We start from the raw sequence: 20,318 nt of genomic DNA, 5'->3' as shown, positions 1-20,318 counted from the left end.
TGCGGGTGTAGTTTAGTGGTAAAACAAGAGCCTTCCAAGCTCTGGTCGAGAGTTCGATTCTCTTCACCCGCTCCATGTCCCAGTAGCTCAGCCGGATAGAGCATACGCCTTCTAAGCGTACGGTCGGGAGTTCGAATCTCTCCTGGGACGCTAAAAAAACCTTGTTATCTTTTGATAACAAGGTTTTTTGTTTGTCTACAAATTGATGTATGTGCAAGAGGTTTAAAAATATTATAACGGGATATATGATAATGAGTATATGTAACAGATTAAAGTGCATTAAAAAGAGCGTTTAAAAACGCTCTTTGCTAGTCAGTTATATTATTTGTTTGTTCAGGCTCATCAAATGGTTTATGCACGTATTGAAAACCGTATCCAGCTTCAACGAGAACCTCATCAACCTTTTCTAAAAATTCTTTGCCCCATTCAGTAAAAAGATATTTCCCGAATATCTTAATAACAAAACCATACCCTTTTACTTCAGGATACCTTTCGTAAACCTCGTCACTTTCTATAAAGCCCAAATACAAATTGATTTTTTCTTGCAGTAATTCAATATGTTTTTCCTCATCAGACCAGTCTAATTCATCAGCGATGACTAAATAGGCTATTTTTTCTTCTTTATTGTAGCCCATAAAATCAACTTTTTCTAATTCGTATACAGACATAAGTACACCTCTTATCTATTGTTTTCTTCTAATTTCAACTTTAGTTGGAGGTATTTCTGTACCGCCTACAAAAGGTGGTTTCCCTTTGCCTACAACTGTTGCGCCATATTCTTCAATTTCAGGAATCGCAATTTTTTGTTTTTTAGTAAGGGGAGCAGTTGGTGAACCTTTTGCTTCAACTATTCTTATATCTTCTAGATCTTTATTGGCTCCTAGAAAATCAAGTCTTGTCTTTGTTCCTGTTTTATTAGTCTTTAAAGTTATTTGTTCTACTACTGTATCTACCTCTTTTGAGAAGTCCTTATGTACTTCTTTTTCTTAAATAAAAAGAGTACCATTTATGCGCCCTATTCCTCTTATTTAATTTAAAGAATCAATAGGCTTATGGTGGAACTTAAATCCATATCCAGATTCTCCTAATTGTTCACTTACAATATTATAAAACTTTTTCCCGTAAAAACTAGGTTCATTCTGCGAATACACTTGTATAATGAATTGTGTTCTACCTATTGTACTTGGAACTTTTTCATAGATTTCATCACTTTCAATGAATCCTAAATATGTATTGATTTTGTCTTGTAAAAGTAAAATGTGTTCATCGTCAAGTTCTTCGCTTTTATTCCACTCTAAAGCATCAAAGATTGTTAAGTATACATTATCTTTATTATCCTCATCTATTAAAACTAAATCGACTTGATCCGTATCATGTAATGCCATATAAAGGCCTCCTTATTCTTCTTTTCTTATTACATTTATTTTCGTGGGTGGAATCTCTTCTAAATGTTCAAATGGTGGTTTGTTCCTACTTTTAACTATTGCACCTGATTCCGCAATTTCGGGGGAAGGCTTTTTTCTGATTTTTAGTAAGAGGTGCAGTAGGTGACGATTTTAACTCTACTAAGTCAATCTTACCATTTGCGCCCTATTCCTCTTATTTAATTTAAAGAATCAATAGGTTTATGATGGAACTCAAATCCATATCTGTATTATCCCAATTGTTCACTTAGAATGTTATAAAACTTTTACCATTCTAGTACGATTGAACAGCCGTTATCGGAACTTATCCCCGACAGTGTGTTACAATTAGTCGAAGTGGAAAGCGAGGATCTCCAATTGACTGGACGTGTGATTGATTGGACAGTTTTAGAAGGTTGTATAAAAAAGGGAGATGGCGCAAAGATGGCGAAATCTAAAGAGAATGATTTAACGGAGAAATTGGCAGAAGGTCACCGAAAATATGGTGACGGCAACTTTACAGTACAGAACATCGGTGATGAAACTAACCCGAATTGGACTGTCGTAAAAAATGTGAGGAAGGGATCGGCAGGCATTCGCGAAGAGGCAGATATATTAAGACTGCAATCAAAATATATAAAATAGTGCGGAAAGGTACGCCGAGATTCGCATTTTAAGACGATTGTTTTTTATTCCGTGGATAGGGAAATAGCATCTAAATGCGTCAGAATTTTCGATAGGGAATCGATAGAACAAAAAGCATTCAACATTGGCGTAGAACTACTATATAGCGTATAATATTAATTAATAAAAACGGTCAGTTGACCGCACAAATGAACGTTCAGCAAGCGATGAAAGAATTGTTTATATATCATAGGTAATTGACGGGTCGGGAGTTCGAATCTCTCCTGGGACGCTAAGGAAACCTTGTTATCTTTGGATAACAAGGTTTTTTGTTTGTTTTAAATTAGTTATTAATAAACTTTTCAAATACAAAACCATAATCTTTCACATTATATTGTTTCTTTGTATCAACAAGCCAGTTAAAAGCGATCTCGTTCATCTCTTTAAATTGCTCTGCTAAGTTTACTTGTGCGTTTGAAATACGGCTGAAAGCGTTAGATGCCATATCTAAACTTTTATGTGCATATTGTAATGTAATGTCGTTGTCGTATGAAATTTCTTCGATTTTAAGTAAAGCCTTATATAAATCTTTTAATTCTTCAATATGTTTTTTATGAACATCAATTGAGTAATGCTCATCTCCCATTTGAAACTTAATTTCTACATCCAAATCAATCGTTCCCGCAGTTTCAAGTGCTACGTTTTTAATTTGATATTTACTATAACTAAAGCGGCGCAGTGTACGTTTTTTGCTTGTTGCACTTGTACCGTCTAGGTGGATTAATCCTTTGTTTGTGAAACAATATTCATCTGATTTTGATTTAATAAGAAAATATATTTTCTCCCCATCTTCATGCATGACGTAATCATCAGCATCGACCTTATCATAATCTTTCGGAGTGATAACGGAACCTACATCGCTTAGTCCTAAAACATCAGCTGCCATTTTTTTGAACATATAAAATCCCCCTTGTAAATTAAATTCTTAATTGTACAAAAATATATTAACATGATTTTAAACTTATTTTGAAATCTTACAATTCTGTAAGGTAACTGTAAGGAAGTTCGATGGTAACAAATTACGAATCCTCTATAATGAAGGTAACAACGATAAAACGAGGAGGAAGAAATGATGAAAGGATTAATCGTAACAGGTTTAACAGTAGCTTTTGGGTTTGTAGCGTATGAGAAATTAACGTATGTAGTTGATGTTGTAAAACATTTAATCGCTTAGAGAAAACTGCCATGAGAGGGAAAGGGAATGAGTGAATGAATGGAATGGTTATTTGGAATTATAGGTACTTGTAGTGTAGTTTTATTGTTCTTTGTCCCGAGTGGTATACTTAGTTCGACAACGAGTTTGTTCTTCTTAAGTTTGTTTGCTTGTACGATGCTTATCATTATGTTTTTAATGAAGCGAAGTAAACCAATCTTCTACTTTAGCATGATTGTTATGGCAATTATTGTTCTCCAAATTATTACCCTTGTTATATCCCCCACAATTATAAATGCTTTCCATTAATGATGAATCCTCTGCTTCTGTTGCTGAGGGTTTTTGTTTGTGGAAAATGAATTTCATTTAAAAAGTTGTTGATTTCCTAATATGAAAATTAAATATTCCTATATTTCAAACGAATGGTTTTGGAATGTTGTGTTCTCATTACGCATTTGATATATTTACTTTGAAGATAATTAAAATCTAGAAAAAGAGGCGAACGTATGGATAAAAAAGAAAATACGGTCGTATTGTTTCCGCAACTATCAGAACGCTATATTGATGAAGGTTTTTTAGCGTTGAAAGAGCGGAAATTCGAAGATGCATTGCGCTGCTTTGAAATATTACGTCAGTATAATGCGGAAACGGAACAAACAGAATTAGCCTCAGTTATTTGTTTGTTAGAATTAAAGCATATGGAAGAAGCGAAAGATAAATGTGAGCAGTTACTTGAAACAGGAGCTGTATTATTTGGTGACATTCTTGAAACGTATGTGACTATTTTAGTTCAAACAAATGATTATGAAGGCGTTATTGAAACCGTTGAAAAAGTTTTGCAAACGAAAGATATAATGCCTGAGCAAAAGGAAAAATTAGCACAGCTCGCTTTATTTGCAGAAGGTATGCTAGATGAAGCAGACATGTCGCTAGTGGATTCGAATTTCGAATTAGAAGAATTTACCGATGAGCTTTTTGGAGAAAACTTTGGTCAAAAGCTAAGAGTGATCCAAAAACTTTCATTAAAAGACCTGGATCTCGCACTTCCTGCTTTAAAGAAATTTTTAATAGAGGAAAAGCAGCACCCTTATTTGAAAACTTCTATTTTGTATAAGATGGTAGAAAATCAAATAGAAGAAGAAATAGAAGTAGAGAAGTTTGGAAATACGATAAGAGTGATACCAGCATTTACGGGTCATAATGAGGAGCAATCCGATAAAATAATACATAAATTATCAAGCCAATTAGAGCAAAATTATCCGGATATATTTAGTGCGATGGTCACTTACTGGAAAGAATTACAAATTAGCATTTTCCCATTCCCTCTATTAATGGATAAAGTAGAAATTTGGGCTGCCGTCTTAGAGAGAATTGGAAGAAAGCGTTTCGGATTGGCTATTGATGAAGAAGAACTTATGACAGCATACAATATCGAGTTAGAGGAATTTCATATCGCCTATCAATGGTTACTACGCATTGAAAGAGAAGGATATTTGCCCGTATAATTATGAAAAAGAATCGTTCAGTTATTGAAACGAGCATATTCTATGTTATAATGTAAGGGTTGCAAAAGGCAGAAATCTGCCTGTTTGTAAGAGAAGAGGAGTATAATTCTCTTACTTAATATGTTTCATATTAGTCTCGAACAAAATATACCGTAGTTGTCTTTTAGACAATTAGTAGATTGGAACATTATATCTGAAAGCTTTTGCTAGAGGGTTATTTGTACATTTGTTATTTCAAAAAAGAGATAATGAATATTTTAATCTATAGAGGTATGTGCATACATTATTATAGTTGGAGGGAAAGAATAAATGTCTACAAAATGGGAAAAATTAGAAGGTAACGTTGGCGTTTTAACAATCGAAGTTGATGCTAAAGAAGTAAACAACTCTATCGACGCTGCGTTCAAAAAAGTAGTAAAAACAATTAACGTACCAGGTTTCCGTAAAGGGAAAATGCCTCGTCCGTTATTCGAACAACGCTTTGGTATCGAGTCTTTATACCAAGATGCTTTAGATATCATCTTACCAAAAGCATACGGTGAAGCAATCGATGAAGCTGGTATCTTCCCAGTTGCTCATCCTGAAATCGACATCGAGAAGTTCGAAAAAAATGCTAACCTTATCTTCACTGCAAAAGTTACAGTGAAACCTGAAGTTAAATTAGGTGAGTACAAAGGTTTAGCAGTAGAAAAAGTTGAAACAACTGTAACTGACGAAGATGTAGAGAACGAAGTAAAAGCTTTACAAGAGCGTCAAGCTGAACTAGTTGTTAAAGAAGAAGGAACTATTGAAAATGGTGATACAGCTGTAATCGACTTCGAAGGTTTCGTTGATGGCGAAGCATTTGAAGGCGGAAAAGGCGAAAACTATTCTCTTGCAATCGGTTCTGGTACTTTCATCCCAGGTTTCGAAGAGCAAGTAATTGGTCTTAAATCTGGTGAGTCTAAAGACGTTGAAGTATCATTCCCAGAAGAGTACCATGCTGCTGAATTAGCTGGCAAACCAGCAACATTCAAAGTAACAATTCACGAAATCAAAACAAAAGAACTTCCTGAGTTAAACGACGAGTTCGCTAAAGATGCTGACGAAGAAGTTGCAACTCTTGATGAATTAAAAACAAAACTTCGTACAAACTTAGAAGAAGGCAAAAAGCACGAAGCTGAGCACAAAGTACGTGACGAAGTAGTAGAATTAGCTGCTGCAAACGCTGAAATCGACATTCCAGAAGCTATGATCGACACTGAGTTAGATCGTATGGTTCGTGAATTCGAGCAACGTTTAAGCCAACAAGGTATGAACCTTGAGCTTTACTACCAATTCACAGGTACTGACGCTGACAAATTAAAAGAGCAAATGAAAGAGGATGCACAAAAACGTGTAAGAATCAACCTTGTTCTTGAAGCTATCATTGAAGCTGAAAACATCGAAGTTACTGAAGAAGAAGTAACTGCAGAAGTTGAAAAAATGGCTGAAATGTACGGTATGCCAGTAGACGCTATCAAGCAAGCTCTTGGAAGTGTAGACGCTTTATCTGAAGATCTTAAAGTGCGTAAAGCTGTAGACTTCTTAGTAGACAACGCTGCATAATAAAATAACAAGGCGCGATTTTAATCGTGCCTTGTTTTATAAATATAGAAATATATTTATAAAACTTTTCGATGAAGAAGGAAAAGTTTCTTCATAAGTCGAATATACATACTTCAAAAGTTTTAAAATTTTTTATTTGTACATAACTAGTCATATTATTTGTATTTCTCGCCACGTAGTGACATAATATGTATTTACATACGATACATTTATCGTGTACATACGAAGGCAAGAGGTTAGCACTTTGTAAGGGGTGTGAAAATATGTTTAAATTTAATGATGAAAAAGGTCAATTAAAATGTTCTTTCTGTGGTAAAACACAAACGCAAGTTCGAAAGTTAGTTGCAGGTCCAGGTGTTTACATTTGTGACGAGTGTATCGAGCTTTGTACTGAAATTGTACAAGAGGAGCTTGCGAAGGACGAAGAAGTAGAATTCAAAGATGTACCGAAACCGGTAGAAATTCGTGAAATCTTAGATGAGTATGTCATCGGACAAGATAACGCGAAAAAAGCACTAGCGGTAGCGGTATATAACCATTACAAACGTATTAATTCTAACAGCAAAATTGATGATGTAGAATTAGCGAAGAGTAATATTTCACTTATTGGGCCAACTGGTAGTGGTAAAACATTATTGGCACAAACATTAGCGCGTATTTTAAATGTTCCATTTGCAATCGCGGACGCAACATCTTTAACTGAAGCTGGATACGTTGGGGAAGATGTAGAAAACATCTTACTAAAACTAATTCAAGCGGCTGATTATGATGTAGAGAAAGCGGAAAAAGGAATTATTTATATTGATGAGATTGATAAAGTGGCACGTAAGTCCGAAAATCCATCAATTACACGTGATGTATCTGGTGAAGGTGTACAGCAGGCACTTCTGAAAATTTTAGAAGGTACTGTAGCGAGCGTTCCACCTCAAGGTGGTCGTAAGCATCCGCATCAAGAGTTTATTCAAATTGATACAACGAACATCTTATTCATTTGTGGTGGAGCGTTTGATGGCATCGAGCCAATTATTAAACGTCGCCTTGGTGAAAAAGTAATTGGATTTGGTTCTGAGAAGAAAAATGCTGATGTAAATGAGAAGCATGTTTTATCTCACGTATTACCAGAGGACCTTTTAAGATTCGGTTTAATCCCAGAGTTTATTGGTCGTCTTCCAGTTATTGCGAACCTAGAGCCGCTTGATGAAGATGCTCTTGTAGATATTTTAACTAAACCGAAAAATGCACTTGTTAAGCAATTCCAAAAATTGTTGGAGCTTGACGATGTTGAGTTAGAGTTTGAAGAAGGTGCACTAGTTGAGATTGCGAAAAAAGCAATTGAACGTAAAACAGGTGCTCGTGGCCTTCGTTCTATTATTGAAGGCTTAATGCTTGATGTAATGTTCGAACTCCCATCTCGTAAAGATATCGAGAAGTGTATTCTTACAAAAGAAACAGTAGCTGATAATGCACCGCCAAAATTGGTGTTACAAGACGGTACTGTACTTGATACAAAAACATCTGCATAATGCGAAGAAGAAACAGCAATTTTTATAATTGCTGTTTTTCTTTATGTTTAGCACTATTCCTCCCAGGAAATACTAAAAGATAAAACATAGCGGGAGGAAATGAATTATGAGCTGGACAAATATATTTTTACTTGTTCAACTTGTTTTTGGTGTAATTGTCGGATTGTACTTTTGGCATTTACTTCGAAATCAGCGAACACAAAAAGTTTCAATTGATCGAGAATCGAAAAAAGAATTAGAGCAGCTTCGTAAAATGCGTGAGGTTTCTTTAACAGAGCCACTTGCGGAAAAGGTGCGTCCTATATCCTTTTTAGACATTGTGGGGCAAGAAGACGGGATTAAGTCGTTAAAAGCGGCTCTTTGTGGTCCTAACCCGCAACATGTGATTATATATGGTCCGCCAGGTGTCGGAAAGACAGCGGCAGCACGCCTTGTATTAGAAGAAGCGAAACGAAACCCAAAATCTCCATTCCGTACGAATGCAACATTTATCGAACTTGATGCGACGACAGCTCGGTTTGATGAACGTGGTATTGCAGATCCTTTAATTGGTTCAGTCCATGATCCAATTTATCAAGGAGCGGGTGCAATGGGGCAAGCTGGTATCCCGCAGCCGAAAAAAGGGGCTGTAACAGATGCACATGGAGGTATTTTGTTTATTGATGAGATTGGTGAATTACATCCGATTCAAATGAACAAAATGTTAAAGGTGTTAGAAGATCGGAAAGTATTTTTGGAAAGTGCGTACTATAGTGAAGAAAATTCGATGATTCCAACGTATATACATGATATTTTTCAAAAAGGTTTACCAGCCGATTTTCGCTTAGTTGGTGCAACGACGCGTTCGCCAGAGGAAATTCCTCCTGCAATTCGGTCGCGGTGTTTAGAAGTGTTCTTCCGGGAGTTAGAAACAGAAGAAATTCAAAAAGTAGCGAAGAATGCAGCTGACAAAGTGGAAATGCAAATAGGTGAGAACGGTATTGAAATGATTGGAATGTATGCAAGAAATGGACGGGAAGCGATTAATCTCGTACAAATTTCTGCTGGTATGGCGATAAATGAAGAACGTTCTTTCATTAAAGATGAAGATATAGAGTGGGTTGTTCATTCGAGCCAACTTACACCAAAGTACGAAAAGCGCATTTATCCAATTCCAAGGATTGGCCTTGTGAACGGGCTTGCTGTATATGGACCGAATACAGGCGCTTTATTAGAAATTGAGGTAACAGCAATCAAGGCGAAAGATAAAGGATCAGTAAATGTAACTGGTATTGTGGAAGAGGAAAGTATTGGTAATCAAACGAAATCAATCCGCCGTAAAAGTATGGCGAAAGGTTCTGTTGATAATGTGTTAACAGTACTCCGTTCTCTAGATGTACTTCCAGAAGGCTACGATATACATATTAACTTTCCAGGCGGTATCCCGATTGATGGTCCTTCGGCAGGGATTGCTATGGCAACGGGTGTTTATTCAGCGGTGCATCGTACATATGTGAATAATGAAGTAGCGATGACAGGTGAAATAAGTATCCACGGAGAAGTGAAGCCTATTGGTGGTGTGTACGCAAAAATAAAAGCCGCGAAAAAAGCGGGAGCTAAAAAAGTCATTATTCCGGCTGAAAACATGCAACCATTTTTGTATACAATAAAGGGAATTGAAATCATTCCTGTCCGCAAATTAAAAGAAGTATTTGAATTAACATTTATGCAGGAAAATATGCATCGTGAGATTGATGTACAGACTGCTTTGGACGAAACAGATGCACAATCAATGTAAGAATAAACGATAATAAAATTTGCCAGACTTCGTTTAAGTTTGTATGCTTAAGCGGAGTCTTTTTTCTTTTCATAAGGGAGAAAAACAAGATATTTACAATTGCGGAGAATCTCTGCAATTGCATCTAGATGTATTGTAATATAAAATAGTTGAACAGGAGTTTAATTTATTATGGAGGTGCTATGTCTAGTATGAATACGAACGAAAGAATTGTGCCCCTCCTACCATTAAGAGGCGTTCTCGTATATCCAACGATGGTTCTGCATCTTGATGTAGGACGTGATAAATCGATACAAGCACTAGAGCAGGCGGCAATGGATGAAAATATCATCTTTTTAGCAATGCAAAAAGAAATGAATATCGATGATCCGAAAGAAGATGACATATATAGTGTAGGTACAGTGGCGAAAGTGAAGCAAATGCTAAAATTGCCGAACGGTACGCTTCGTGTCCTTGTGGAAGGTTTACATAGAGCAGAAGTAGTAGAGTTTATCGAAGAAGAAAATGTAGTGCAAGTTTCTATTAAAACGGTAACGGAAGAAGTGGAAGATGATTTAGAAGAGAAAGCTCTTATGCGTACGTTACTAGAGCATTTCGAACAATATATTAAAGTTTCGAAAAAAGTTTCAAATGAAACATTTGCAACGGTAGCTGATGTAGAAGAACCGGGAAGACTAGCTGATTTAATTGCTTCTCACTTGCCGATTAAAACGAAGCAGAAACAAGAGATTTTAGAGATTGTATCTGTAAAAGAACGACTACATACACTTATTTCAATTATTCAAGATGAACAAGAGTTGCTTAGCCTAGAAAAGAAAATTGGACAAAAAGTGAAACGTTCAATGGAGCGCACACAAAAAGAATATTTCTTACGTGAGCAAATGAAGGCGATTCAAACAGAACTTGGTGATAAAGAAGGTAAGGGCGGAGAAGTTGAAGAACTTCGTGAGAAAATTGAACAGTCAGGAATGCCTGAAGAAACAACGAAGGCTGCGCTGAAAGAATTAGATCGTTATGAAAAGTTACCAACAAGTTCTGCGGAGAGCGGTGTTATTCGCAATTATATTGACTGGTTATTAGCCCTTCCGTGGACAGAAGCGACAGAGGATATGATTGATCTTGTTCATTCTGAAGAGATTTTAAATAAAGATCATTACGGCCTTGAAAAAGTAAAAGAGCGAGTGCTTGAATATTTAGCTGTACAAAAATTGACTAACTCATTAAAAGGCCCTATTCTTTGTTTAGTAGGACCTCCTGGGGTCGGAAAAACTTCGTTAGCTCGTTCTATCGCAACATCATTGAATCGTAACTTTGTCCGTGTATCCCTTGGCGGTGTACGTGATGAATCTGAAATTCGTGGTCACCGCCGTACGTATGTTGGAGCAATGCCAGGACGCATTATTCAAGGTATGAAAAAGGCGAAAACAGTTAATCCAGTCTTCTTATTAGATGAGATTGATAAAATGTCTAACGATTTCCGTGGAGATCCATCAGCAGCATTACTTGAAGTGTTAGATCCAGAACAAAACCATAACTTTAGTGATCATTACATTGAAGAGCCATATGATCTATCGAAAGTTATGTTTGTAGCAACTGCTAATACACTTTCAAGTATTCCAGGTCCGTTGCTTGACCGTATGGAAATCATTTCGATTGCTGGCTATACAGAACTTGAAAAGGTACACATTGCTCGTGAACATTTACTGCCGAAACAATTAAAAGAGCATGGCTTACGAAAAGGTAATTTACAAGTACGTGATGAAGCGCTTCTTGAAATTATTCGTTATTATACACGTGAGGCTGGTGTTCGTACACTAGAGCGTCAAATTGCAAAAGTTTGTCGTAAAGCAGCAAAAATCATTGTTACAGCAGAACGCAAGCGAATTATTGTAACGGAGAAAAATGTTGTTGATTTACTTGGTAAGCACATATTCCGTTACGGACAAGCTGAGAAGACAGACCAAGTTGGTATGGCGACTGGTTTAGCTTACACTGCAGCTGGTGGTGATACACTGGCTATTGAAGTGTCTGTAGCGCCAGGTAAAGGGAAATTAATTTTAACAGGGAAACTTGGGGATGTTATGAAAGAATCAGCACAAGCAGCGTTTAGCTATATTCGTTCTCGTGCAGAAGAGCTGCAGATCGATCCGAATTTCCATGAGAAAAATGATATTCATATTCATGTTCCAGAAGGAGCAGTTCCAAAAGATGGACCGTCAGCAGGTATTACGATGGCAACGGCACTTATTTCGGCACTAACAGGTATTCCTGTAAGTAAAGAAGTAGGTATGACAGGTGAAATTACACTTCGTGGTCGTGTATTACCAATTGGTGGTTTAAAAGAAAAAACATTAAGTGCTCACCGCGCAGGCTTAACAAAAATTATTTTGCCAGCAGAAAACGAGAAAGATTTAGATGATATTCCAGAGAGCGTAAAAGAAAACCTTACGTTTGTGCTTGCATCTCATTTAGATGAAGTATTGGAGCACGCATTAGTAGGAGTGAAACAATGAAAGTAACAAAAGCAGATATTGTAATTAGTGCTGTTAAACCAGAACAATATCCAGACAGTGATTTACCAGAAATTGCATTAGCAGGTCGTTCAAATGTCGGGAAATCTTCCTTCATTAATAAAATTTTAAATCGTAAAAAGTTAGTACGTATTTCTTCTAAACCAGGAAAAACGCAAACACTGAACTTTTTCTTAATCAATGAGATGATGCATTTTGTTGACGTTCCAGGTTATGGATATGCGAAAGTATCTAAAACGGAGCGCGCGGCATGGGGCAAGATGATTGAAACTTACTTTACAACACGTGAGCAATTAGACGCAGCTGTATTAGTAGTTGATTTACGTCACCAACCAACAAAAGATGACGTGATGATGTATGATTTCTTAAAGCATTATGAAATCCCAACAATTATTATTGCAACGAAAGCCGATAAAATTCCGAAAGGGAAATGGCAAAAGCATTTAAAAGTTGTAAAAGAAACGCTTGCTGTTGAAATTGGCGATGAAATCGTTCTATTCTCTTCTGAAACAGGACTTGGAAAAGAAGAGGCATGGAAAGCAATTCATAAAATGACAAAAACAAAAAACGCGTGACGAATGTCGCGCGTTTTTTTCTTTATACACTTTTAGCGTACGTTTAATGTTACTTCAATATTCCCTCGTGTTGCTTTAGAGTACGGACACACCCCGTGAGCAGCTTCTACAAGTTCTTGTGCTTCGCTATGTGAAACGCCGGCGACATGTACATCAAGTACAGCAGATAGACCGAAACCACCATCTGTATCTTTTCCGATAGAAACGTGAGCAGTTACTTCTGTACTTTCCACTTTCACACGTTTTGTACGAATGACAAGTTGTAATGCACTATCAAAGCAAGCGGCATAACCAGCAGCAAATAGTTGTTCTGGATTTGTTGCCTCTCCGCCTGCACCACCTAGTGCTTTCGGCATTTTTACATCAAGGTTTAATATGCCATCATCTGAAACTACTTTCCCGTTTCTTCCACCTGTTGCTGTTACTGAAGCAGTATATAATTTATCCATGTTTATTCCCCTTTTCTATCATTAATGGTTTTCATTGTTTCAATTAGTGTATTTAATTGAATTAATAAAGAACGATATTCTCGCTCTGTAATTCCTAAATTTGTAGCCATCGTTGTCGGTAATGAGCAAGCCTTTTCTTTTAAATCTTTACCTTGTTCTGTTAATTCAATACAAACTTTTCGCTCGTCTTCTTTTGAGCGAACACGTTTTACAAGTTTTAATGATTCCATTCGTTTTAACATAGGTGTTAACGTACCAGAATCTAAAAATAGGCGTTCGCCAATTTCTTTCACTGTTAGTCCATCTTGCTCCCATAGTACGAGTAACGTAATGTACTGGGGATACGTAATGCCCATTTCTTCTAAATAGGGCCGATAAAAACGGGTAACCTCTTTAGAACAAGCGTAAATAGAAAAACAAAGTTGGTTATCTAGATGTAAAGGATTTTCTTTCATAAGCAACTCCTTATATTTTTAAATTGTGCACAATTTAATTTTGTGAAATCAATATAACGAAAAATAAATACAATGTCAAATGCATTGCATTGAGAAAGTGAGTACTATATTTTGGAACAATCATACATATTTTCCTTCATGATGAAAGAAGATAGAAAAGATGATGTTATAATTAATATGGAATAGTTTCCAACACTTGATTATGAGGACTTTTTTTGGTAACGTACAAATAGAGTTGTTATTTTATAATCATTATAAAGTAGAGAGTTCTTTGTTAATTTTACTGAAGCTCCTTTATTACATATGGAGAATAAATAAAAAATAATCAGTTGTTCACACGATTGTCAGATTCATAAGAGGAAAGTTGTATTATGATAGTAGATAAAGTGATAAAACGGGTGAAGGGGGACATGCTGCGTGCATATTCTTGTTGTTAGTGTAAATTATCGAACAGCCCCTGTAGAATTTCGTGAGAAACTCACATTTCAGGCAGCAGAGCTAGAGCAAGCAATGACTACATTACAAAATCAAAAGAGCGTGCTAGAAAACGTCATTGTATCAACTTGTAATCGCACTGAGATTTACGCTGTTGTCGATCAATTACACACGGGACGGTATTACATTAAGAAGTTTTTAGCTGATTGGTTTCAGCTTGAAATAGAAGAGGTCGCACCATATTTAACTATTTTTGAACAAGATGGTGCAATAGATCATTTATTCCGCGTAACGTGCGGTTTAGATTCTATGGTAGTTGGAGAGACGCAGATTTTAGGTCAAATAAAAGATAGCTTTTTAGAAGCGCAACAAGTAAAAGCGACAGGCACAATTTTTAATGAATTGTTTAAGCAAGTGGTTACGTTAGCAAAACGTGCGCACTCAGAAACAACAATTGGTGGAAGTGCGATGTCTGTTAGTTATGCTGCTGTTGAGCTCGGAAAGAAAATATTTGGCGATTTAACAGATTGTCATATACTTATTCTTGGTGCGGGTAAGATGGGTGAACTTGCACTGCAGAACTTATACGGAAGCGGTGCTCGTAAAGTAACAGTTATGAATAGGACGCTTACGAAAGCGGAAGTGATGGCTGAGAAATATATGGGACATGCAAAGCCTTTAAGTGAATTGCAATGTGCATTATTAGAAGCGGATATTTTAATTAGTTCAACGGGTGCATCAGAATATGTTATTACGAAAGAAATGATGACGAAAGTAGAGAGAATGCGCTCTGGTCGTCCGTTATTTATGGTTGATATTGCAGTGCCACGTGATATTGATCCTGCGATTGACAAATTAGAAGGCTCTTTCTTATATGATATCGACGATCTGCAAGGTGTAGTTGAAGCAAACCGTGCTGAACGTTTAAAAGAAGCAGAGAAGATTCAATTTATGATTGAAGAGGAAATGGTTTTATTTAAAACGTGGTTAAGTACGCTTGGTGTTGTGCCGTTAATATCGGCTCTTCGTGATAAAGCGCTAGCAATTCAAAGTGATACGATGGAAAGTCTTGAGCGGAAAATACCAAACCTAAGTGATCGTGAGAAAAAAGTAATTAGTAAACATACGAAAAGTATTATTAATCAATTGTTAAAAGACCCAATTTTAGTAGCTAAAGAACTAGCTGTTGAAGAGGGAGCCGACGAAAAATTAGCTTTATTTGCGAAGATTTTTGATTTAGAAGTAGAAGAAGCGGGAAATACGGAAGAAGTAGAACATAAAAGAGCGTGGACACCATCCGTTCCATCTTTATAATTTGGAAGGATGATCGGATGAGTTTTTTAAATAACAGTATTATTTATCATATTGCAATTATTTTATATGCTTGTAGCATTAGTTTATATTTTATAGATTATTTCCAAAGTAACCGAAAGGCGAACCGATTTGCTTTTTGGTTACTTTCGATTGTATGGGTATTGCAGTCTATTTTTATGTTGCTTAGGGCGACAGATTCAGAAACGAATCCCATTTTGACTTTATTATCAGGGATTTATTTTTATGTTTGGTTATTGATTACGATGTCGTTAGTCATCAATCGATTTATGCGCGTTGACTTTCTAGTCTTTTTTACAAATGTTGTTGCATTTGGCGTAAGCGCTTTTTCGATTTTTACACCGCTCGGAAAGATGTCGCCAGTACTTGCAGAGCAATTGGTTTCAGAACTTGTATACGTGCATGTCGGAATGGCGATTATTTCTTATGCAACGTTTACTGTATCGTTTATTTTTTCTATTATGTATTTACTGCAATATCGCCTATTAAAAAAGAAAAAGTGGAATGCGAGATTAAGAAGGTTAGGGAACTTGCCGAAGCTTGAATCTACGTCTTACGGATTAAATTTATTTTCTGTGCCATTCTTCTTACTAGCAATTTTATTAGGATGCATATGGGGATATACAAAATTGGACAATTTCCATTGGTATGATACGAAAGTAATCGGTTCGTTTGTTGTTCTATTTGTATATTGTGCGGGCTTGTATTTACGAGCGGCAGATGTGTTGCAAGGTAAGAAAATTGTACTGTGGAATGTAGGGGCATTTCTCGTAATGCTAGTTAACATTTTTCTATTAAGTAGTTTATCTAATTTCCACTTTTGGTATTTATAATGAGGAGAGAGAATTATGCGCAAAATTATTGTAGGTTCACGAAAGAGTAAACTAGCATTAACACAAACAAACTGGTTTATTGATCAGTTAAAAGCACTTGGTTTACCATATGAATTTGAAGTGAAAGAAATTGTCACTAAAGGTGATGTGATTTTAGATGTTACTCTTTCAAAAGTAGGCGGAAAAGGTTTGTTCGTTAAAGAAATTGAACATGCGTTACTTACGAAAGAAATCGATATGGCTGTACATAGTATGAAAGATATGCCGGCCGTACTTCCAGAAGGATTAATGATTGGTTGTACACCAAAGCGTGTTGACCCTCGTGATGCTTTTATTTCTAAAAGCGGAGAATCGTTTAAAGATTTAGCAGAAGGTGCAATCTTAGGGACGAGTAGTTTGAGACGTAGTGCACAACTACTAGCTGCGAGACCAGATTTACAAGTGAAGTGGATTCGCGGAAATATCGATACACGTTTACGTAAATTAAAAGAAGAAGATTACGATGCGATTATTTTAGCGACAGCTGGATTACAAAGAATGGGCTGGGACGATGAAGTTATTACAGAACATTTAGATGAAACGTTATGTGTACCAGCTGTAGGACAAGGTGCATTAGCGATTGAATGTCGTGAGGACGATAAGGATTTACTTCAGTTGTTAGCACATATTAATGATGCAGTAACAGAAAGAACAGTGGCTGCTGAACGAGTATTTCTTCATAAACTTGAAGGTGGATGCCAAGTTCCAATCGCTGGATATGCAACTCTTAAAGAAGATGATGCAATCGAATTAACAGCGCTTGTCGGTTCTATGGACGGTTCTGTTTTGTTGAAAGAGACAGTAGTAGGCACTGATCCGAAGCAAGTTGGATTAGAGGCTGCAGACCGTTTAATTAAACAAGGAGCAAAAGAGCTCATTCTTGCTGCAAATAAGGAGCAACAATAAATATGAACGCTCTCGCTGGCAAAACAGTATTGATTACACGTGCCCAGCACCAAGTGAAACAAATGAGTGTAGCAGTGAAAGAAAGGAGCGGAATTCCATTGGAAATTCCGCTTTTGCGTATGGAAGGTATGTCTCATAGGGAAATTCAACATATAGCAGGACAGCTACATTCGTATGACTGGGTTATTTTTACGAGTAAAAATGGTGTAGCTTTTTTTCTAGATAGTTTGAGAAAGAAGCTCCCCGGACCGATTAAAATTGCTGCAGTAGGCGTGAAAACAAAGTTAGAGTTAGAAAAGCGAGGCTATCAAGTAGATTTTGTTCCCACAGCATTTGTTGCAGAAGTATTTGCAGAAGAGTTTGTAAAAAAACTAAGTGGAAACGAATGTATTTTATTTCCGAAAGGGAATTTAGCAAGAGATGTTATCCCAGTTAAACTCCGGGAAATGGGTGTTTCTCTAGAGGAGCTAATCGTATACGGTACGAAAGAAAATGTAATGAAAAAGCAAGAGCTTATAGTAGCATTAGAAGAAGGGAAAGTAGACATTATTACATTTACGAGCCCTTCAACTGTCACTAGTTTTGTTCGTTTACTTGAGGGTACAAACTGGAGAGAATGGACAAAAAAATGTACAATTGCTTGTATAGGGCCTATTACGGAAAAAGAGGCGAGCCTTTATTTTTCGCATGTTATTGTGCCAAAAGAGTACACTGTAGAAGCATTACTACAATGCATTTGTGAATCTATAAAATAAAAGAATGGGGATAGAAATCTATGAACTCTTTACAATTTAATCGTCATCGTCGCTTAAGACAAAGCGGTAACATGCGTGCGCTTGTGCGTGAAACGTTTTTACATACGGAAGATTTTATTTACCCTATTTTTGTATTAGAAGGTGAAAATGTTCGTAATGAAGTTCCTTCTATGCCAGGCGTATATCAAATGTCTTTAGATTTATTGCAAGCTGAAATGCAAGAGGTTGTTGACTTAGGTATTCGTTCTGTTATTGTATTTGGTTTACCTGCTGAAAAGGATGAAGTTGGGTCATCAGCATATTGTGATCATGGAATTGTGCAACGTGCAATTAAGCAAATTAAAGGTGATTTTCCTGAGCTAGTAGTAGTTGCAGATACATGTTTATGTCAATTCACAAGCCATGGTCATTGCGGTGTGATTGAAGATGGTATTATTTTAAATGACGAGTCTCTTGCAGTTCTTGCGAAAACAGCTGTAAGCCAAGCGAAAGCGGGAGCGGACATTATTGCGCCGTCAAACATGATGGACGGGTTCGTAACAGCAATTCGCCATGCATTAGATGAAAATGGTTTTGGTCATGTGCCAGTTATGTCGTACGCTGTGAAATATTCATCAGCATTTTACGGACCATTCCGTGATGCGGCGCACGGTGCACCACAATTTGGTGATCGTAAAACATATCAGATGGACCCAGCGAACCGTATGGAAGCGTTCCGTGAAGCAGAATCAGATGTAATGGAAGGGGCAGATTTCTTAATTGTAAAGCCAGCTCTTTCTTACTTAGATATCGTTCGTGATGTGAAAAATAACTTTAATTTACCAGTCGTTGCTTATAACGTAAGCGGTGAATATTCAATGATTAAAGCGGCGGCGCAAAATGGTTGGATTAATGAAAAAGAAGTTGTACTTGAAAAATTAATTAGCATGAAACGTGCAGGAGCAGATTTAATTATTACGTATCATGCAAAAGATGCAGCAAGATGGTTACAAGAAGGAGGTGCTAAATAATGAAAAAGTTTGATAAGTCGATTGCGGCGTTTGAAGAGGCACAAGACTTAATGCCTGGTGGCGTAAATAGCCCTGTTCGTGCCTTTAAATCTGTCGGTATGAATCCGTTGTTTATGGAGCGTGGAAAAGGTTCTAAAGTATATGATATCGATGGAAATGAATACATCGATTACGTATTATCGTGGGGTCCTTTAATTCATGGTCATGCAAACGATCGTGTTGTGGAAGCCTTAAAAGCTGTCGCTGAAAGAGGTACAAGCTTCGGTGCACCAACAGAAATTGAAAATAAATTAGCAAAACTTGTTATTGAGCGCGTACCATCAATTGAGATTGTACGTATGGTTAACTCTGGAACAGAAGCGACAATGAGTGCACTACGTTTAGCTCGTGGTTATACAGGCCGTAACAAAATTTTGAAATTCATTGGTTGTTACCATGGTCATGGCGATTCGTTATTAATTAAAGCAGGCTCTGGTGTGGCGACGCTAGGTTTACCAGATAGCCCTGGTGTACCAGAAGGTGTAGCGAAAAATACGATTACAGTAGCGTACAACGATTTAGAAAGTGTAAAATATGCTTTCGAACAATTCGGTGATGACATCGCTTGTATAATTGTAGAACCAGTGGCAGGGAATATGGGTGTTGTTCCTCCGCAACCAGGATTTTTAGAAGGACTTCGTGAAGTAACAGAGCAAAACGGTGCACTACTTATTTTTGATGAAGTAATGACAGGATTCCGTGTTGCTTATAATTGTGGACAAGGTTACTACGGTGTAACACCTGATTTAACTTGTTTAGGTAAAGTAATCGGTGGTGGCTTACCGGTAGGAGCATACGGTGGTAAGGCAGAGATTATGCGTCAAGTTGCACCAAGCGGGCCGATTTACCAAGCTGGTACTTTATCAGGTAACCCGCTTGCGATGGCAGCAGGTTATGAAACGTTAGTACAATTAACGCCAGAATCATATGTAGAATTTGAGCGTAAAGCTGAAATGTTAGAAGCTGGTTTACGTAAAGCGGCTGAAAAACATGGCATTCCGCATTGTATTAACCGTGCTGGTTCTATGATTGGTATTTTCTTCACAGATGAGCAGGTTATTAATTACGATGCAGCAAAATCTTCAAACTTACAATTCTTTGCGGCTTACTATCGTGAAATGGTAGAACAAGGTGTATTTTTACCACCTTCTCAATTTGAAGGTTTATTCTTATCAACAGCACATAGTGATGCAGATATTGAGGCGACAATTGCGGCGGCCGAAATTGCAATGTCAAAATTAAAAGCATAATTTCTTAGAGAAAATCGCTCTCCATAAGGGGAGCGATTTTTTTTATTCATAAAGTAGCCTTAGGGAACATAAATCTG

20 protein-coding genes and 2 tRNA genes are annotated in these 20,318 nt (G+C 36.9%); 17 read left to right on the top strand and 5 right to left on the bottom strand.

The genetic code is table 11. The features are described from left to right. Window position 1: 1 nt before the first annotated feature. Both BAQ49_RS13810 and BAQ49_RS13805 read left to right on the top strand, forming a co-directional pair. Window positions 2–75 (top strand) — tRNA-Gly (locus BAQ49_RS13810). Between the two features lies 1 nt (window position 76). After that, window positions 77–150: transfer RNA gene (locus BAQ49_RS13805), tRNA-Arg, on the top strand. Window positions 151–308: 158 nt separating this feature from the next. On the opposite strand, the gene BAQ49_RS13800 is transcribed toward BAQ49_RS13805, so the two are convergent. Continuing rightward, window positions 309–668, bottom strand: a complete 360-nt coding sequence (locus BAQ49_RS13800) for a DUF6572 domain-containing protein (protein ID WP_071745784.1) — start codon at window positions 666–668, stop codon at window positions 309–311. A gap of 85 nt (window positions 669–753) precedes the next feature. On the opposite strand from BAQ49_RS13800, the gene BAQ49_RS32655 reads away from it, so the two are divergent. Continuing rightward, on the top strand, window positions 754–990 hold the full coding sequence (locus tag BAQ49_RS32655) for a hypothetical protein (RefSeq protein ID WP_131802718.1): 237 nt from the start codon (window positions 754–756) through the stop codon (window positions 988–990). A gap of 38 nt (window positions 991–1,028) precedes the next feature. Here the strand turns inward: BAQ49_RS32655 and BAQ49_RS13795 are convergent, their stop codons facing one another. Continuing rightward, window positions 1,029–1,385 (bottom strand): DUF6572 domain-containing protein, encoded by a 357-nt coding sequence (locus BAQ49_RS13795; protein WP_071745783.1) that lies wholly within the window; start codon window positions 1,383–1,385, stop codon window positions 1,029–1,031. Window positions 1,386–1,847: 462 nt separating this feature from the next. On the opposite strand from BAQ49_RS13795, the gene BAQ49_RS13785 reads away from it, so the two are divergent. Next, window positions 1,848–2,048, top strand: coding sequence for a cytoplasmic protein (locus tag BAQ49_RS13785; protein ID WP_071745806.1), 201 nt, complete (start codon window positions 1,848–1,850; stop codon window positions 2,046–2,048). 322 nt (window positions 2,049–2,370) lie between these two features. Here the strand turns inward: BAQ49_RS13785 and BAQ49_RS13780 are convergent, their stop codons facing one another. Further along, window positions 2,371–2,985 (bottom strand): PH domain-containing protein, encoded by a 615-nt coding sequence (locus BAQ49_RS13780; RefSeq protein WP_000473869.1) that lies wholly within the window; start codon window positions 2,983–2,985, stop codon window positions 2,371–2,373. A gap of 315 nt (window positions 2,986–3,300) precedes the next feature. On the opposite strand from BAQ49_RS13780, the gene BAQ49_RS13775 reads away from it, so the two are divergent. The 7 genes from BAQ49_RS13775 (at window position 3,301) to ysxC (ending at window position 12,738) form a co-directional block, all read left to right on the top strand. Further along, entirely contained in the window at window positions 3,301–3,549 is a 249-nt protein-coding gene (locus tag BAQ49_RS13775) for a hypothetical protein (RefSeq protein WP_071745782.1), read from the top strand. A gap of 197 nt (window positions 3,550–3,746) precedes the next feature. Next, on the top strand, window positions 3,747–4,745 hold the full coding sequence (locus tag BAQ49_RS13770) for a hypothetical protein (protein ID WP_071745781.1): 999 nt from the start codon (window positions 3,747–3,749) through the stop codon (window positions 4,743–4,745). Window positions 4,746–5,054: 309 nt separating this feature from the next. Further along, a complete protein-coding gene (tig, locus tag BAQ49_RS13765; protein WP_071745780.1) occupies window positions 5,055–6,332 on the top strand; it encodes a trigger factor in 1,278 nt (425 codons plus the stop codon). 263 nt (window positions 6,333–6,595) lie between these two features. Continuing rightward, complete coding sequence (clpX, locus tag BAQ49_RS13760) at window positions 6,596–7,855, top strand: ATP-dependent protease ATP-binding subunit ClpX (RefSeq protein ID WP_071745779.1); 1,260 nt, start codon at window positions 6,596–6,598, stop codon at window positions 7,853–7,855. A gap of 106 nt (window positions 7,856–7,961) precedes the next feature. Then, entirely contained in the window at window positions 7,962–9,632 is a 1,671-nt protein-coding gene (lonB, locus tag BAQ49_RS13755; RefSeq protein WP_071745778.1) for an ATP-dependent protease LonB, read from the top strand. A 182-nt stretch (window positions 9,633–9,814) separates the two neighbouring features. Then, a complete protein-coding gene (lon, locus tag BAQ49_RS13750; RefSeq protein WP_071745777.1) occupies window positions 9,815–12,145 on the top strand; it encodes an endopeptidase La in 2,331 nt (776 codons plus the stop codon). Then, window positions 12,142–12,738, top strand: a complete 597-nt coding sequence (ysxC, locus tag BAQ49_RS13745) for a ribosome biogenesis GTP-binding protein YsxC (protein WP_000869121.1) — start codon at window positions 12,142–12,144, stop codon at window positions 12,736–12,738. Before lon ends, ysxC begins: the two co-directional genes overlap by 4 nt. Window positions 12,739–12,770: 32 nt before the next feature. Here the strand turns inward: ysxC and BAQ49_RS13740 are convergent, their stop codons facing one another. Further along, on the bottom strand, window positions 12,771–13,187 hold the full coding sequence (locus tag BAQ49_RS13740) for an organic hydroperoxide resistance protein (protein ID WP_000359781.1): 417 nt from the start codon (window positions 13,185–13,187) through the stop codon (window positions 12,771–12,773). 2 nt (window positions 13,188–13,189) lie between these two features. Further along, the gene (locus BAQ49_RS13735; protein ID WP_071745776.1) at window positions 13,190–13,642 is read right to left on the bottom strand and encodes a MarR family winged helix-turn-helix transcriptional regulator; all 453 of its coding nucleotides are present in this window, start codon (window positions 13,640–13,642) and stop codon (window positions 13,190–13,192) included. Window positions 13,643–14,059: 417 nt separating this feature from the next. Between BAQ49_RS13735 and hemA the strand changes: the two genes are divergently transcribed. The 6 genes from hemA to hemL are packed head-to-tail and all read left to right on the top strand — an operon-like array spanning window position 14,060 to window position 20,241. Next, window positions 14,060–15,391, top strand: a complete 1,332-nt coding sequence (gene hemA, locus BAQ49_RS13730) for a glutamyl-tRNA reductase (protein ID WP_071745775.1) — start codon at window positions 14,060–14,062, stop codon at window positions 15,389–15,391. Between the two features lie 17 nt (window positions 15,392–15,408). After that, entirely contained in the window at window positions 15,409–16,242 is an 834-nt protein-coding gene (locus tag BAQ49_RS13725) for a cytochrome c biogenesis protein (RefSeq protein ID WP_000009002.1), read from the top strand. 15 nt (window positions 16,243–16,257) lie between these two features. Then, entirely contained in the window at window positions 16,258–17,187 is a 930-nt protein-coding gene (gene hemC / locus BAQ49_RS13720) for a hydroxymethylbilane synthase (protein WP_071745774.1), read from the top strand. A 2-nt stretch (window positions 17,188–17,189) separates the two neighbouring features. Then, window positions 17,190–17,942: a uroporphyrinogen-III synthase gene (hemD, locus tag BAQ49_RS13715; RefSeq protein WP_071745773.1), complete on the top strand. Its 753-nt coding sequence runs from the start codon at window positions 17,190–17,192 to the stop codon at window positions 17,940–17,942. A gap of 20 nt (window positions 17,943–17,962) precedes the next feature. Then, entirely contained in the window at window positions 17,963–18,952 is a 990-nt protein-coding gene (gene hemB / locus BAQ49_RS13710; protein ID WP_071745772.1) for a porphobilinogen synthase, read from the top strand. Next, window positions 18,952–20,241: a glutamate-1-semialdehyde 2,1-aminomutase gene (hemL, locus tag BAQ49_RS13705; protein ID WP_071745771.1), complete on the top strand. Its 1,290-nt coding sequence runs from the start codon at window positions 18,952–18,954 to the stop codon at window positions 20,239–20,241. The genes hemB and hemL overlap by 1 nt, the downstream gene beginning before the upstream one ends. The last annotated feature ends 77 nt before the right edge of the window (window positions 20,242–20,318 follow it).

This window comes from Bacillus proteolyticus, from assembly GCF_001884065.1.
Taxonomy (GTDB): Bacteria; Bacillota; Bacilli; order Bacillales; family Bacillaceae_G; genus Bacillus_A; species Bacillus_A proteolyticus.
This window is presented reverse-complemented; position numbering and strand designations above follow the sequence as displayed.